The 13,747-nt window shown below is 71.3% G+C and carries 12 protein-coding genes; 2 read left to right on the top strand and 10 right to left on the bottom strand.

What is annotated here, in order from left to right; translation table 11 throughout:
• Positions 1-3: 3 nt before the first annotated feature.
• From CCZ27_RS19350 to CCZ27_RS19330, 5 genes are all read right to left on the bottom strand, one after another.
• Positions 4-2,433, bottom strand: a complete 2,430-nt coding sequence (locus tag CCZ27_RS19350; RefSeq protein WP_096450917.1) for an efflux RND transporter permease subunit — start codon at positions 2,431-2,433, stop codon at positions 4-6.
• The gene (locus CCZ27_RS19345) at positions 2,426-3,586 is read right to left on the bottom strand and encodes a WD40/YVTN/BNR-like repeat-containing protein (RefSeq protein WP_096450915.1); all 1,161 of its coding nucleotides are present in this window, start codon (positions 3,584-3,586) and stop codon (positions 2,426-2,428) included. Before CCZ27_RS19345 ends, CCZ27_RS19350 begins: the two co-directional genes overlap by 8 nt.
• Before the next feature lie 75 nt (positions 3,587-3,661).
• Positions 3,662-5,023, bottom strand: a complete 1,362-nt coding sequence (locus CCZ27_RS19340) for a DUF1329 domain-containing protein (protein WP_096450913.1) — start codon at positions 5,021-5,023, stop codon at positions 3,662-3,664.
• An 11-nt stretch (positions 5,024-5,034) separates the two neighbouring features.
• A complete protein-coding gene (locus CCZ27_RS19335) occupies positions 5,035-6,900 on the bottom strand; it encodes a DUF1302 domain-containing protein (RefSeq protein WP_096450911.1) in 1,866 nt (621 codons plus the stop codon).
• Between the two features lie 37 nt (positions 6,901-6,937).
• The gene (locus tag CCZ27_RS19330) at positions 6,938-7,426 is read right to left on the bottom strand and encodes a 2,4'-dihydroxyacetophenone dioxygenase family protein (RefSeq protein ID WP_096450909.1); all 489 of its coding nucleotides are present in this window, start codon (positions 7,424-7,426) and stop codon (positions 6,938-6,940) included.
• A 278-nt stretch (positions 7,427-7,704) separates the two neighbouring features.
• Here CCZ27_RS19330 and CCZ27_RS19325 point away from each other — a divergent pair, with 278 nt between their 5' ends.
• A complete protein-coding gene (locus tag CCZ27_RS19325) occupies positions 7,705-8,193 on the top strand; it encodes a 2,4'-dihydroxyacetophenone dioxygenase family protein (RefSeq protein ID WP_096450907.1) in 489 nt (162 codons plus the stop codon).
• Positions 8,194-8,203: 10 nt separating this feature from the next.
• Here the strand turns inward: CCZ27_RS19325 and CCZ27_RS19320 are convergent, their stop codons facing one another.
• A complete protein-coding gene (locus CCZ27_RS19320; RefSeq protein WP_443081561.1) occupies positions 8,204-9,394 on the bottom strand; it encodes a YbfB/YjiJ family MFS transporter in 1,191 nt (396 codons plus the stop codon).
• 171 nt (positions 9,395-9,565) lie between these two features.
• On the opposite strand from CCZ27_RS19320, the gene CCZ27_RS19315 reads away from it, so the two are divergent.
• Positions 9,566-10,450, top strand: a complete 885-nt coding sequence (locus tag CCZ27_RS19315) for a LysR family transcriptional regulator (RefSeq protein ID WP_096450903.1) — start codon at positions 9,566-9,568, stop codon at positions 10,448-10,450.
• Between the two features lie 13 nt (positions 10,451-10,463).
• Here CCZ27_RS19315 and CCZ27_RS19310 read toward each other — a convergent pair whose 3' ends face one another.
• From CCZ27_RS19310 to CCZ27_RS19295, 4 genes are all read right to left on the bottom strand, one after another.
• On the bottom strand, positions 10,464-11,240 hold the full coding sequence (locus CCZ27_RS19310; protein WP_096450901.1) for a TerC family protein: 777 nt from the start codon (positions 11,238-11,240) through the stop codon (positions 10,464-10,466).
• A 93-nt stretch (positions 11,241-11,333) separates the two neighbouring features.
• The gene (locus tag CCZ27_RS19305; RefSeq protein WP_096450899.1) at positions 11,334-11,900 is read right to left on the bottom strand and encodes a flavin reductase family protein; all 567 of its coding nucleotides are present in this window, start codon (positions 11,898-11,900) and stop codon (positions 11,334-11,336) included.
• A gap of 258 nt (positions 11,901-12,158) precedes the next feature.
• Positions 12,159-12,728 (bottom strand): nucleotidyltransferase family protein, encoded by a 570-nt coding sequence (locus tag CCZ27_RS19300; protein WP_096450897.1) that lies wholly within the window; start codon positions 12,726-12,728, stop codon positions 12,159-12,161.
• Positions 12,725-13,747: an XdhC family protein gene (locus tag CCZ27_RS19295; protein WP_096450895.1), complete on the bottom strand. Its 1,023-nt coding sequence runs from the start codon at positions 13,745-13,747 to the stop codon at positions 12,725-12,727. Before CCZ27_RS19295 ends, CCZ27_RS19300 begins: the two co-directional genes overlap by 4 nt.

The following is a 13,747-nucleotide window of genomic DNA, read 5'->3' as shown; positions in this document are numbered from 1 at the left end:
CGTTCAGCTCCTGTGCGGTTCGGCAAGGCGAAGGTGGGGTTCGGGGAGTGGTGGCGTGGGCGGGGCGGCGGTGTCGGCCGGCGCCGGCCTGGGGGCGGGCAGCAGCAGGCGGACGAGCGCGGGCAGCAGGACGAGGGCGCCGACCATGTTCCACAGGAACATGAAGGTGAGCAGCAGGCCCATGTCGGCCTGGAACTTGATGGCCGAGCCGATCCAGGTGAGCACGCCCACCGCCAGCGTGAGGCCGGTGAAGGCCACCGCGCGGCCGGTGGTGGACACGGTGAGCAGGTAGGCTTCGGCCAGCGGCAGGCCGCGGTCGAGGTAGGACTGCAGGCGGTTGTAGATGTAGATGCCGTAATCCACGCCGATGCCGACGCCGAGCGCGATCACCGGCAGGGTGGCGACCTTCACCCCCAGCCCCATCCAGGCCATGATGGCCTCGCACAGCACCGAGGTGATGTAGAGCGGCACCACGATGCAGACCGTCACCCGCAGCGAGCGGAATTCGATCAGCAGCAGCAGCGCGACGATGGCATAGACCAGCATCAGCATGGTGCGCTCGGCGTCGCGGATGACTTCGTTGGTGGCCGCTTCGATGCCGGCGTTGCCGCCGACCAGGGTGAAACGCACCTTGTCAGCGTCGTGGCGGGCGGCGAAGTCGCGCACCGTGGACATCACCGCCGACAGCGTGGCGGCCTTGTGGTCGTTCAGGTAGACCACGAAGGGCGTCATCGCGCAGCCGTTGCCGATGTATTCCTTGGGCGTCTTCTGGAAGGCGCCGCCGAGCGCGTACTTGTTGCGGCTGATGGCGTACCACTTTGGGTTGCCCTCGTTGTTGCCGGCGAGCACGCGGTAGGCGAAGTCGGACATCGACACCGTGCGCTGCACGCCGGGCACGCGTTCCAGCGCGGCGGCGAGCAGGTCCATGCCGGCCAGCACCTGGTAGTCGCGGCAGCCCTGCGGCGGGGTCTCGGCCATGACGACGAAGACGTCGGTGCTGGTAGCGTAGTGCTCGACGAGGTAGGCGGCGTCGCGGTTGTAGCGCGAGTCGGTGCGCAGTTCGGGCGCGCCGGGGTCGAGGTCGCCGATCTGCAGGCCGCGTGCGCCCCAGTAGCCGAGCGCCAGCAGCGCGGCGCCGGCCAGCGTCACCACCAGCGCGGGGCGCGGCCGGGCGCAGCGCGCCACCTGCTGCCACAGCCAGGGCAGGTGCTCGCGGCGGCGGCGGGCGTGGGCGACCGCGGCGGGCGAGACGCCGGTCCACGACATCAGCACCGGCAGCAGGAACATCTTGCTGAAGATGATGACCGCCACGCCGATGCTGGCCGAGATCGCCAGTTCCTGGATGACGCCGATGCGGATGACGAGCAGCGTGGCGAAGCCGACCGCGTCGCACAGCAGCGCCACGGTGCCGGCGACGAACAGGGTGCGGAAGGAGCGTTTGGCGGCCTCCACCTTGCCGGCGCCGTCCAGCACCGCGTTGGCGGTGGCGTTGATGTTCTGCACCGCGTGGCTGATGCCGATGGCGAAGGTGAGGAAGGGCACCAGGATGGAGTAGGGGTCCAGCCCGTAGCCGAGCAGGCGCACGAGGCCGAGCTGCCACACCACCGCGATCAGGCAGCACGCCAGCGTGGTGACGGTGCTGCGCAGGCAGCGCGAATACCAGAACAGCAGCGCGGCGGTGAGCGCCAGCGTGAGCAGGAAGTAGCCGAGGATGGGCACGGCGCCGGCTATGAGTTCGCCGATGACCTTGGCGAAGCCGACGATGCGGATGCCGACCGCTTCGCTGGCGTAGCGGGCGCGGATCTTCTCTTCGAGGTGGGTGGCGAAGCGGCCGTAGTCGAGGCGCTCGCCGGTTTCCGGGTCGCGCTCCATCAGCGGCACCAGCACCAGCGCCGAGCGCAGGTCGTTGGCGACCAGGGTGCCGACTTCGCCGGAGCGGAAGACGTTGGCGCGCAACTGCTCGATGGCGCGCGGCGAGCCGTCGTAGCCGTCGGGGATGACCGGGCCGGCTTCGAAGCCTTCGGCGGTGACCTCGCCCCACATCACGTTGGGCGTCCACAGCGAGCGCATGCCGGCGCGGTCGACGCCGGGGATGTAGAACACCTCGTCGTTGACCTTGCGCAGCACGTCCTGGAAGGCGGGGTCGAAGATGTCGCCGCTGCGGTTCTCGACCACCACCCGCACCACGTTGGAGAGGCCGCGCAGGTTGTCCTCGTGGGCGAGGTAGTTGGCGATGGCCGGGTGGCGGGTGGGGATCATCTTCTCGAAGCTGGCATCCGGCCGCAGGCCGAGCGCCGCCCAGCCCAGCCAGACGGTGAGCAGGGCGAAGAGGGCGACAGTGACGGCGCGGTGGCGGAACAGCGCGCCTTCCAGCCGGCGTTCGAGGCGTTTGAGCAGGCCGCCGTGCGGGGCGCGGATGGTGGTCTCACTCATGGCGGATCGCTCCCGTCCGTGCCGCGGCTTCGTTGGCGAGGCCGCCCCAGCCGGCCAGCACCCAGCCGGCGGGGCCGTGGGCGGCGGCGGTGAGCGGGCGGCCGTCGCCGGCGGGCAGGGGTTCGAAGCGCTCGCCCGCCACGCGCAGGCGGGTGCCGTTGTTGCCGACCAGCAGCAGTTCGTCGCCGGCCAGCGCGGCGCCATAGAGCGCGCTGCGGGTGCCGGCATCCACCGCCTGCCAGCTCGCGCCGAGGTCGGCGCTGCGCAGCACGGCACCGCCGAAGCCGTAGGCGAGCAGGCCGCCGCCCTCCCCCGGCATGCCGACCAGGCCGTAGAGCCCGCCTTCGGCGAGATCCGGCTGCGCCTGCCAGGTGGCGCCGGCGTCGGCCGAGCGCAGCATCAAACCGCGCTCGCCGGCGATCAGCAGCACCTCGGGCGCGGGCGAGGCGATGGCGTACAGGTGGAGGTCTTCCGGGTTGGGCAGGCGGTCGGCGAACAGCGTCCAGTGCTCGCCGCCGTCGGTGGTGGCGAAGGCCATGCCGAAGGCGCCCACCGCGTAGCCTTCGCGCGGGTTGCGGAACCACACGCTCATGAAGGGCCGCGAGGGGCCGAAGCCGGCGGTCTGTTCGATGCCGGCCAGGCCGTCTTCGGCGGCGGCGAGCGCATCCCCGGCGGCTTCGCGCTGGGGCGCCGGGGCGTATTCCAGCGCCTGCCGCGCGTGCGCCACGCGGGCCTGCGACCACGCCAGCATCTGCGCGTTGGCCTGGTTGCCGTCGAACTGGCGGACCCAGCTCGCGCCGCCGTCGCGGCTGTGCAGGATCACGCCGTCGTGGCCCACCGCCCAGCCGAGCTGCGGGGTGGGGAAGTGCAGCGCGGTGAGCATCACCGCGACCGGCACCGCGGCCTGGGTCCAGGTCCGGCCGCCGTCGTCGGAATGGACGATGGTGCCGCGCGCGCCGGCGGCGACCAGGCGCTCGCCGGCGTGGGCGAGGCCGTTCATCAGTTGCGCGGCGGCGCGCGGGCTCTGCGGGGCGGGGGTTTCGAGCAGGTCGATGGCGGGTGCGGCGGGCCGCGGCGCGAGGCCGGCGCCCGCGCCGGCGGCCACCAGCACCGCCGCCGCTGCGGCCAGCGTGGCGAGGGGAAGGCGTGTCATGTTCGGTGTCCCTGTGGGCGGGGCGGCGCCGGCGTGGCTGGGCGCCGCCCCGTTGTGCGCGGTCGTGGCCGCTGCTTACTTGGTGCCGCTGCGGCGCAGGGCGTCGGGGTCGAAATCCGCGCGCCGCGCCTTGGCGCCGAAGCGCCACGGCCCTTCTTCGTTGCTGAGGCCGGCGACGTAGTAGCGGCCGTCCTGCAGGTCGTACATGTTCTCGAAGGCGTAGTAGGGCAGCGGCAGGTCGTAGTACTGCATCAACTGCGCCTCGCCCACGCGCCAGAGCTGGCCGCGGCCGTCGTACTGCTCCTTGACGGCGATGGTCCAGCTGTCCTCGTCGAGGTAGAACACGCGCTTGCCGTAGATGTGGCGCGCGCCGGTCTTCAGCGTGGCTTCCACCACCCAGACGCGGTGCAGCTCGTAGCGGGTCAGCGCCGGGTCGAGGTGGTGCGGCTTGACCACGTCTTTCGCCTTGAGCTTCTTCGAGTGGATGGCGTAGCTGTTGTAGGGGATCAGCATTTCGCGCTTGCCCACCAGCTTCCAGTCGTAGCGGTCGGTGGGGCCGTTGAACATGTCGTAGTCGTCCTCGGTGCGGGTGCCTTCGGAGAAGCTGCCCGGCGAGTCGTAGATGATCTGCGGCGCGCGCCGCACCCGGCGCAGGCCGGCGTTGTAGACCCAGGCGAGGCGGCCGTCGCGGGCGAAGTCGAGCGGCTCGTGCACCATCACCACCTCGCCGGTGACGTCGGCCGGCGAGTACATGCGCGCCATGAAGTACCAGAAGCGGTTGTCCTCCTGGCGGTCCATGTTCTGCGCGAAGATCCAGCTTTCATCCACGCCGTAGGCGTTGAAGCTGCCGTTGGGATTGACCGCGCCGATCAGGTGGCGGCGCTCGATGCCGCCGGCGCGCGAGCGCACCTCGTGGTTCCAGATCGCTTCCAGCCCGTTCTTGGGGATGGGGAAGGGCACGGCACTGCGCTCCCAGTGTTCCAGCCCGGTGCCGGAATCGGTCAGCACGATGCGGCCGGCCTGCTCGCGGATGCGCTCGTAGTCGGCCTGCGGCAGCGCGGCGCTGCGGTGGCTGGGGTAGACGTCGAGGCGGTAGGTCTCCGGGTAGCGCTTGAGCATGGCGACGTGGCCGTCGGAGAGCTTGTCCTTGTATTGCTCCCAGTTCTGCGCGGTGACGGTGTAGAGCGGCTTCTCGTCGGCGTAGGGGTTGGCGTGGCCCTGGTTGATGTCGAAGCCGGCGGGCGGCTTGGTGAGGCCGCCGTTCCACGCCGGGATGGTGCCGGCGGCGTTGCCGGCGCGTTCGGCGCCGACCGGGGTGAGGTCCTTGCCGAGGCGGGCGATCTCGTCGGCGCTGAGGGCGGCGTGGGCGGCGCCGACCGCCAGCGGCAGCAGCAGGAGGCCGGCGAGCAGGCGGGCGGCGGGGGATGGGGTGTGCATGTCGGTTCTCCTTAGAAGGCCACGCTCAGGCTGGCGGCGAGGAAGTCCTTGTCGCGGTTGGTGTCCCAGCGCGCGCCGTCGATGAAGCGGGTGTAGGCGAGGTCCATCGTCCAGCGCCGGCCGTCGGCCAGGCGCGACAGGCCGACGCCGGTGCCCAGGGTGCGGCGGTTCTCGAGGAAGGTGCCGTCGGCGGCGTTGCCCTTGACGTCGTGCGCCCAGTAGAGGCGCGGCTTGGCGGTCCAGCCGGCGACGGCGTTGGGGTATTCCAGCTCGCCGAACAGGCGGTAGCCCCACGAGAACGGGGTGACGAAGCCGTCCTGCGAACAGTTGGCGGGCGTCACCATGCCGGCGGCGTTGGCCGCGTTGCAGCCCGCGCGGGTGGAGAGCGCCGGGCTGGCGTAGGCCGGGTGCCAGGCGGTGCCGAAGGTGAAGGCGCGGCCGTAGCGCACGCCGGTCCTGGCGTTGGGCAGGTCGGGCAGCCAGCTCATGCCGACTTCGCCCACCGCCAGCAGCGACTGCGCGCCGAGCACCTGGCTGAAGACGTTGATGGCGCCGAACTGGAGCTGGATCTTGTCCATGCGGTCATAGCCGCGGATGGTGGCGCCGGCCGGGTCGTAGAGGCGGTTGCCGACCAGCGGGCCCTGGGTGCCGCCGGAGACGCCGAACTGCACCAGGTCGCCGCCGTTGATCTGCACCGGCAGGTCGCGGGTGTAGGACAGTTCGGCCATCACCGAGGCGCCGCCGAGCGTGTTCGACAGGCTGAGGCCGAAGGTCTTGATGTCCTCGGCCGAGTAGTCGAGCAGGTAGGAGAGCGGCGCCGCGGTGCCGTACAGCGAGCTGGGTTCGGACGGGATGCTCGACAGGCTGAGGAAGGGCGTGCGGGTGTGGTAGTTGATGTAGTAGAGGCCGATGTCGGTCTCGCTGTTGGGCTCCAGCCAGTGCAGCGCGAGGCCGTACTGGCCGGCGTCCGACGGTTTGTCGTCGTTGAGCCGCAGCGAGCGCAGGTTGAGGCCGCCGAGCGCGGCCACGCCGTCGTACTGCTCGCGGTCGGAAAAGACGTCGGGGCCGAACTGCGAGCCGCCGCAGTTGATGACGTCGGCCGGCGAGAAGAAGGTGCCGCAGCCGTCGATCACCGTCTTCTTCCACTTCAGCTGGTAGAAGGCTTCCAGGCTGACGCCGCCGGGCAGGCCGAGGTTGCCGTAGAGCAGCGGCACCGGCAGCAGGATCTCGCGCACCTGGGCGCCGGCGCGCCGCGCCGCGGGCACGTCGATCGGGTTCACCACGTTCACGCCCTGGATGAAGATGCTCTCGCCCCAGTTCACCACCTGGTTGCCGAGCCGCATGTTGAGCCGGCTGTCGCCGCCCAGCTCCCAGTCGGCGAAGACGAAGGCGTCGAGCAGCTCGGCGCCGGTGAACTTGGCGGCGCTGTCGTAGTGGCCGTCGTCGAGGCGTTCGTTGGGGACGTAGCCGTTGTCGAAATGGCCGTGGTCCACCTTCTTGTCGGCCAGGGTGAAGTCGTGCCAGGCCTTGGCGCGCAGCAGGGCGCCGTAGTTGCGGTAGCGCAGCTCGACGTCGCCCACCAGCTTGAGCGTGGTGGAGGTGATGTCGCCACGGTCGAAGTTGAGGTCGCCGTCATCCGTGCTGCCGCCGCCGCTGCCGGGCTTGCCGCCGTTGTGGTTGGCGTTGCCGAACGAGGTGAGGGCGGCGTCGCGGTCCTGCGTGCGGACGTTGGTGCCGAGCGTGGCGTTGAGCGTCCAGGTGCCGGTCAGCTCGTCGCCGAGCTTGAAATCGCCGGCGTGGGCGCCGCCACAGTACGCGGCGACGGCGGCCGCCAGCGCGGCCCGGCGCAGGCCGGGTCTCCGGGGGGTTCCGTTCATGTGCTCCTCCTGGGCAGGGGAATGGGGAGGAGCCGGCTCAGCGGCCGGAGACGAGTTGCACGACGTGGCTGGCGGTGCCGGCGGCCTCGGCGAGCTGCAGCATCAGGCGGCAATCGACCACCGCCGAGACCGAGCCGTCGGCATTGCAGCCGGCGAGCGGGCCGTGGGTGACGGCGAACATCACGCAGCCCTGCGGCGACACCGGCTGGTGCACCGAGCCGCCGCGTTCGTAGGTGTAGTAGCCGGCGTAGCCAGGGTCGTCCTGCTCGTAGTAGAAGCCGCCTTCGACCAGGTAGGCCTCGGCCGAGCCGATGTGGGCGTGCACCGGCGCCTGCACGCCGGCATCGACCTTGAGCAGCATCGAGAAGCCGCCGGTCAGTTCGTTGATGGCGAGCAGCTTGAAGTGGGTGCCTTCCATCACCCAGGGCGTCCACGGCACGTCGGCGAGATTGACGAAATCCTTGCCGTGGCGGGCGCTGAGCGCGATCTGGGCGGAAGCGGAATTGCTGAGGACGGCGGCCGTCATGGGGTGTCTCCTGTGTTTTTCGTGGGCCGGCGGGTTGGCCGGTGCGGCGAAATCTAGCCGCGAGTGCGATGCACAAACACAGGGGCGCGGGAATCTGCGCGATATCCGAACAGGCGCCGATTTTTCGCAAATCGGCGGGCTTCAGTATCGATTTATCGCGGTTTTGGAATCGTCGCGCCGATTTCGGCGCGGGCGGTACCGGGGGTGTCGGCGCCGCCTAATATCGATCGCCGGCCCGCCTCGGGCGGCCGTCTTTCCACAACGATGAGGAGACCACGATGAGCGTCATGCTGTGCACCGCCGAGCGCCAGCGCACCCAGGGCAATGCCGCGCGCGACAGGATCACCCTGCCCTATCCGAAATTCCAGAAGCTGGACCCGATCCCGTGGCGGCCGTGGGTGATGGAGGGCGTGCAGTACAAGCTGTTGAGCGTGAATAGCCGTACCGGCGGCTTCACCTGCATGCTCAAGGTGCTGCCGGGCGTGGAGGCGCCGATCCACCACCATCTGGGCGCGATCGAGGTGATGGTGATGGAGGGCGACATCTGCTACGAGGAGTCGGACATCGGCGGGCCGGGCGACTACATGTTCGAGCCCGCGGGCGACATCCACCAGCCGCGCACCAAGGGCGGCTGCGTGCTGTTCTGCGTGTTCGACGGGCCGATCGCCGGGCTGGCGCCGGATGGGTCGATTGCGGGGATCGTGGATTACAAGGTGATGCTGGAGATGGCGGAGCGGGACGGGGTGGCCGGCGCCGTGCATCGCTGATCCGCGGATCTCAGTCGGCGGGCGCGGCCGGCAGCGCCGCGCCCGCCGGCGCCACCGCATGCCCCACCACCTGCCGCGTCCGCAACGTCCACCCCGTCGCCCACACCAGCGCCCCCACCCCCAGCCAGTAGGTATCGCTCATGCTGCCCCCGCGCTCCAGCCACAGCCGCGCCATCCACGGCCCGGTGAGCTGGGCGAAGCCATACAGCGTGATCAGCGCCGCCGAGATCCGCGGCCCCTGGTGCGGATGCAGCGCGCGCGCCAGGCGCTGGGTGAGCAGCACGCTGCCCAAGAAGGTGCAGCCCACCATCAGCGCGCAGGCGAGCACCCCCACCGTGCCCGGCCACAGCAGTGGGCCGGCAACGCCGATGCCCTGCACCACGTAGTTCAGCACCAGCGCGTTGCGGTCGCCCATGCGACTGCCCAGCCGGTTCCACAGCCAGGCGGCGGCCAGCGTGCTCAGGGCCAGGATCAGCCAGGCGCCGCTCTGCAGCCAGTGGCCGGCGGGCAGTTGTTCGCGCGCCACCACCGGCAGGAAGGTGGTCGGCAGGATGTAGCCGAGGCCGGCGCCGGCGTAGGCCATGAAGACCGGCAGGCTGGCGCGGTCGATCAGCGGCGTGGCGCGGCTCGCCGCCGGCTGGGCCGGCGCGCCGGCCTGCGGGCGGTCCAGCCGGCCGAGCTGGCGGGCGCTCCACCACGCCAGCGGCACCGCCGCCAAGGCCATCGGCCACCAGCGCGCGGCGCCGTGCAGCAGATCGGCCGGCAGGTTGGCGAGCGCGTTCGACAGCAGCAGGCCGCCGCCGACGCCGAAGTACATCAGCCCGGACAGCGAAGCCAGGCCGTGGCGCGCCAGCCATTCCAGCACCAGCGCCGGCGCCTGCACGAAGACCACGCCGTTGCTGACGCCGTTGATGAGCCGCAGCACGAGGAAGAGCATGAGGTTGTCGGTGAAGCCCTGCGCCAGCGTGCTGGCGGCATTGACCAGCAGGGCGACCGGCAGGATGCGGCGGATCTGCGCCGGTTCGTGCAGCCGGATCGCCAGCATGGCGCCGAGCAGGTAGCCGACGTAGTTCCAGGTGGCGATGGCGGCGCCGGCATCCAGCCCCATGAAGCCGTCGGCCACCAGCAGCGGCAGCAGCGGCGTGTAGGCGAAGCGGCCGATACCGTGCACCGCGACGAGGGCGAACGCGGCGGCGAGCAGCGGCAGCCAGAGGCGGCCGGGGGCGGGGCGGCGTGGGGGTTCATGGTTCGGCTCCTGGGGACCGGGCCCGATGGCCGGCCCGGCGATGACCCGACTCTAGCGGAGCCGGTGGGAATACCGTTAGTGAAAAGTAATATTCTTCGATTTCACTAAAAGAGAAAGGTCCGCGCCATGCTCTCCGCCAATCGCTTCAATCCCCAGCTGCTGCGCTATTTCCATGCGGTGGCGGAGCACGGCAGCCTGAGCGCGGCGTCGCGCCAGCTGAACTGCGTGCCGTCCAACGTCTCGGCGCGGCTGCGCCAGCTGGAGGACCAGCTCGGCAGCGTGCTGCTGGAGCGCAACGGGCCGCAGTTCCGCCTGACCGCCGCCGGCGAGCGCCTGCTGCCGCATGCGCGCCAGCTCGACACCCTGTGCACGGCGGCGTGGCAGAGCGTGCATCTGGACACGCTGCAGGGCCGCCTGCGGCTGGGTTCGATGGAGACCACCGCGGCGATGCGCCTGCCCGACGTGCTGGCGCGCTTCCACCGCCATGCGCCGCGGGTGGGCGTGGAGCTGGAGACCGGCACCAGCTCGGCGCTGATCGAGCGGGTGCTGGGGCACGAGCTGGACGCGGCGCTGGTGGCCGGGCCGCTGGAGCATCCGCGGCTGGTGGCCGACGAGGTGTGGCGCGAGGAGCTGCGGTTGGTGCTGCCGCCCGGCACGGCGCTGCCGGCGCGGGGCGGCGAGGTGAGCCTGATCGTGTTCCCGGAGGGCTGCCACTACCGCGCGCGCCTGTTCAACTGGGTGCAGGAGGCCGGACTGGCGCTGCGCGGGCTGCAGAGCTACGCCTCGGTCGAGGCCATCCTCGGCTGCGTGGCGGCGGGGCTGGGGATCGGCGTGCTGCCGGCCAGCCTGCTGGAAGGCCATCCGCGCGGCCGCCAGGTCGACAGCCATCCGCTGCCGGTGCATCTGGCGGTGTCGCCGACGGTGCTGATCCGCCGCCGGGTGGCGGAGCCGCACCCGGCGCTGGACGCCTGGATCGAGGTGCTGTTCGGCGGCGAGCGCGCGGCCGCCTGAGCAGCGCGCCGGGTCAGGAGTTGTCGCCGGCGCCGGCCGGTACCTTCTCCGGCACGTAGGCCTCGCGCAGGTCCACCGGCTTCTCGGCGTTCTTGCGCAGGCGGATGTTGAGCATCTCCACCACCACCGAGAAGGCCATCGCGAAGTAGATGTAGCCCTTGGGCACGTGGTGGCCGAAGCCGTCGGCGATCAGCACCACGCCGACCACCATCAGGAAGGACAGCGCCAGCATCTTCACGGTCGGGTGGCGCGAGACGAATTCGCCGATCGGCGCCGAGGCCACCATCATCAGGCCGACCGAGGCGACCACCGCGGAGATCATCACCGGCAGGTGGTTCACCATGCCGATGGCGGTGATGATGGAGTCGAGCGAGAACACCAGGTCGATCACCATGATCTGCAGGATGATGGCGGCGAAGGTGGCCTTGACCGCGCTGGAGGCTTCGCCTTCCTCGCCTTCGAGCAACTGGTGGATCTCGCCGGTGCTCTTCCATACCAGGAACAGGCCGCCGCCGATCAGGATGAGGTCGCGGCCGGAGAAGCCGGCGTCGAACACGCTGAACAGCGGCGCGGTGAGCCCGGCCAGCCAGGCCAGCGCGGCGAGCAGGCCGATGCGCATGAACATCGCCAGGAACAGGCCGACACGGCGGGCGACGTTGCGGCGCTCGGGCGGCAGCTTGTCGACCAGGATGGAGATGAAGATGATGTTGTCGATGCCCAGCACCAGTTCGAGCACCGTGAGGGTGAGGAAGGCGACGATGAGCTGGGGGTCGGAGAGGATTTCGAGCATCGGTACGGTCGGGGTGAGCGCGGCGCTGCGCGCAAAGGGGTGTCAACGTACCACGCCGTGGTCAGGTTGATATGACCTGCGCAAAGGCGGGCTTCAGCCGACCTCGAAGGCCTCGCCGGTACTGAAGAAGTTGCCGCCGGCGACGTAGTGGATGCTGCGCGTGGCGGCCTCGTCGAAGTGCCAGTGGCCGTCGCGGAACAGCCGTGCGTCGGCGCGCGCGGCCACCACTTCGCCAAGGAAGAGGTCGTAGGCCTGCTGGATGTGGGGTTCCGGGATGACGCGGCATTCCAGCCAGGCGATGCAGCCGCCGGGCAGCGGCGCGCCGACCTTGTCCGCGCGGTAGGCCTCGATGCCGAGCGCGGCGAACTTGTCCTCGTCGCGGCCGCTGCGCGAACCGGCGGCCAGCGCCTGCGCGGCGGCGGCGCGGGTGGGCACGGCCAGGACGAATTCGCCGGAGGCTTCGATCAGGCCGCGGGTGTAGGTGGCCTTGTCGATGACTACCGCGACCTTGGGCGGGTCGAAATCGAGCGGCATGTTCCAGGCGGCGGCCATGAGGTTGCGGCGGCCGCCGTGGGCGCTGGCGACCAGGACGGTGGGGCCGTGGTTGAGCAGGCGGTAGGATTTGGCGAGGGGGACGGGGAGGGTGTCGGGTGGGGGCATGGGTGCGGGGGGGGGTTGGGTGAGCAAGTCGTCGAATACTAGCTCGCTGGCTTCGGCGACGCGTGGGTCTGGTCCCTCCCCCTTCAAGGGGGGCGGAGCAGGGGTTTCGGCGAGCACTGCTCGCCGCCTGCGGAGCGGCGAGGCGAAGCCGAGACTCCTGGTTAGGAGGGGGATGGGGTTTGGTTCAGCGCCCGCCTGACCCCATCCCCACCCCAACCCTCCCCTTGAAGGGGAGGGAGAAGACGGCTCAGCCCGGCCTCAGCGGCCAAGATCGTCCGGGATATCGACATCCCGCAGCACGCCGGCATCGGCACTTTCGATCAGCACGACATCAGCCCCCCGCAGCAACTCGCGCGCGCCGCTGTCGCCGGCCAGCGCGGCGAGCCGCGGCCCCCACGCCGAACCGAAGCCGACCGGGTGCCCGCGCCGGCCGCCATGCGTCGCCGCAGCCACCCGTTCCGGCCCATCGACGGCGGCGGCCACCGCGGCAACCGCCTCGACCGGCAGCCACGGCATGTCGGCCAGCGCCACCACCCAGCCATCGGCATCCCTGCTGGCCGCAACCGCCGCGGCCAGCGCGCTGCCCATGCCCTGCTCCGCCGCGGCGCTTTCCACCACCTCGCAGCCGGCCTCCGCCAGCCAGCGCGCGCGCTCCGCCTGACCGGGCCGCAGCACCGCGAGACTGCCGGGCAGCGCGGCGCACAGCGCGCGCGCCGCGTGCCAGATCACCGGCCGGCCGTCCGCCAGCGGCATCAACAGCTTGTCGCGCTCGCCGCTCGGGTCGAAGCGGCGGCCGTAGCCGGCGGCGAGCAGGATGCCGCGCATCATCGCGCCGCGCAGCTCGACAGGGTGTCGGCGGCCAGTTCCAGCGCGGCCTTGGCTTCGGCCACCGGCAGCACCCGTTGCGGGGTGACGCCGTTCTTCACCGCGACCAGTTCGGCGGCGATCGACACCGCGATCTCGGCCGGCGTGCGGCTGCCGATGTAGAGCCCGGCCGGGCCGTGCAGCGCGGCGACCTGCATCTGGCTGACGTCGAATTCGCGCAGGCGCTCGCGGCGCGCGGCGTTGTTGCGGCGCGAGCCGAGCGCGGCGACGTAGAAGGCGGGCGAGCGCAGCGCTTCCATCAGCGCGAGGTCGTCGAGCTTGGGGTCGTGGGTGAGCGCGATCACCGCGGTGCGCGCGTCCGGCCGCATCGCCATGACCACGTCGTCCGGCATCTCGCGCGTCAGCGTGGTGCCGGGTACGCGCCATTCGTCGTGGTATTCCTCGCGCGGGTCGCACACGGCAACGGCGAAGTCCAGGCCGAGCGCGATGTGGGCGAGGCTTGCCGAGAGCTGGCCGGCGCCGATCAGCAGCAGCCGGTAGCGCGGGCCGAACACGCTGACGAGCGTGCGGCCGTCGAAGGCGGGGCCTTGTTCCGGGTGGGCGCTGCCGAGCGTGGCGCGGCCGCTGGCCATGTCGAGCCGGCGTTCGACCAGTTCGCCGGCGGCCAGCCGGGCGAGCAGTGCATCGAGCGGCGCGGGGCCGGCGAGCGGTTCCAGCACCAGCTCCATGGTGCCGCCGCAGGGCAGGCCGAAGCGGCGCGCTTCCTCGGCGCCGACGCCGTAGCTCACCAACTGCGGCGTGGCGGGCAGGCCGTCGCGGTGCAGGCGGGCGATCAGGTCGTCCTCGATGCAGCCGCCCGACACCGAGCCGACCGCGCGGCCGTCGTCGCGCAGCGCGAGCAGCGCGCCGGGCGGGCGCGGCGACGAGCCCCAGGTGCGCACCACGGTGGCGAGCAGCACCCGGCGGCCGGCGGCGAGCCAGTCGCGGGCGCGGGTGAGGACGTCGTGGTCCAGCGTGTCCAT

Source organism: Thauera sp. K11, assembly GCF_002354895.1.
GTDB classification, from domain to species: domain Bacteria; phylum Pseudomonadota; class Gammaproteobacteria; order Burkholderiales; family Rhodocyclaceae; genus Thauera; species Thauera sinica.
The sequence above is the reverse complement of the archived record's forward strand: the minus strand, read 5'-3'. Positions and strand labels throughout refer to the sequence as shown.

Coding starts and splice junctions, on each gene's coding strand:
- CCZ27_RS19350 (WP_096450917.1), bottom strand. CDS start 2,433: ATGAGTGAGACCACCATCCGCGCCCCGCACGGCGGCCTGCTCAAACGC.
- CCZ27_RS19345 (WP_096450915.1), bottom strand. CDS start 3,586: ATGACACGCCTTCCCCTCGCCACGCTGGCCGCAGCGGCGGCGGTGCTG.
- CCZ27_RS19340 (WP_096450913.1), bottom strand. CDS start 5,023: ATGCACACCCCATCCCCCGCCGCCCGCCTGCTCGCCGGCCTCCTGCTG.
- CCZ27_RS19335 (WP_096450911.1), bottom strand. CDS start 6,900: ATGAACGGAACCCCCCGGAGACCCGGCCTGCGCCGGGCCGCGCTGGCG.
- CCZ27_RS19330 (WP_096450909.1), bottom strand. CDS start 7,426: ATGACGGCCGCCGTCCTCAGCAATTCCGCTTCCGCCCAGATCGCGCTC.
- CCZ27_RS19325 (WP_096450907.1), top strand. CDS start 7,705: ATGAGCGTCATGCTGTGCACCGCCGAGCGCCAGCGCACCCAGGGCAAT.
- CCZ27_RS19315 (WP_096450903.1), top strand. CDS start 9,566: ATGCTCTCCGCCAATCGCTTCAATCCCCAGCTGCTGCGCTATTTCCAT.
- CCZ27_RS19310 (WP_096450901.1), bottom strand. CDS start 11,240: ATGCTCGAAATCCTCTCCGACCCCCAGCTCATCGTCGCCTTCCTCACC.
- CCZ27_RS19305 (WP_096450899.1), bottom strand. CDS start 11,900: ATGCCCCCACCCGACACCCTCCCCGTCCCCCTCGCCAAATCCTACCGC.
- CCZ27_RS19300 (WP_096450897.1), bottom strand. CDS start 12,728: ATGATGCGCGGCATCCTGCTCGCCGCCGGCTACGGCCGCCGCTTCGAC.
- CCZ27_RS19295 (WP_096450895.1), bottom strand. CDS start 13,747: ATGGACACGCTGGACCACGACGTCCTCACCCGCGCCCGCGACTGGCTC.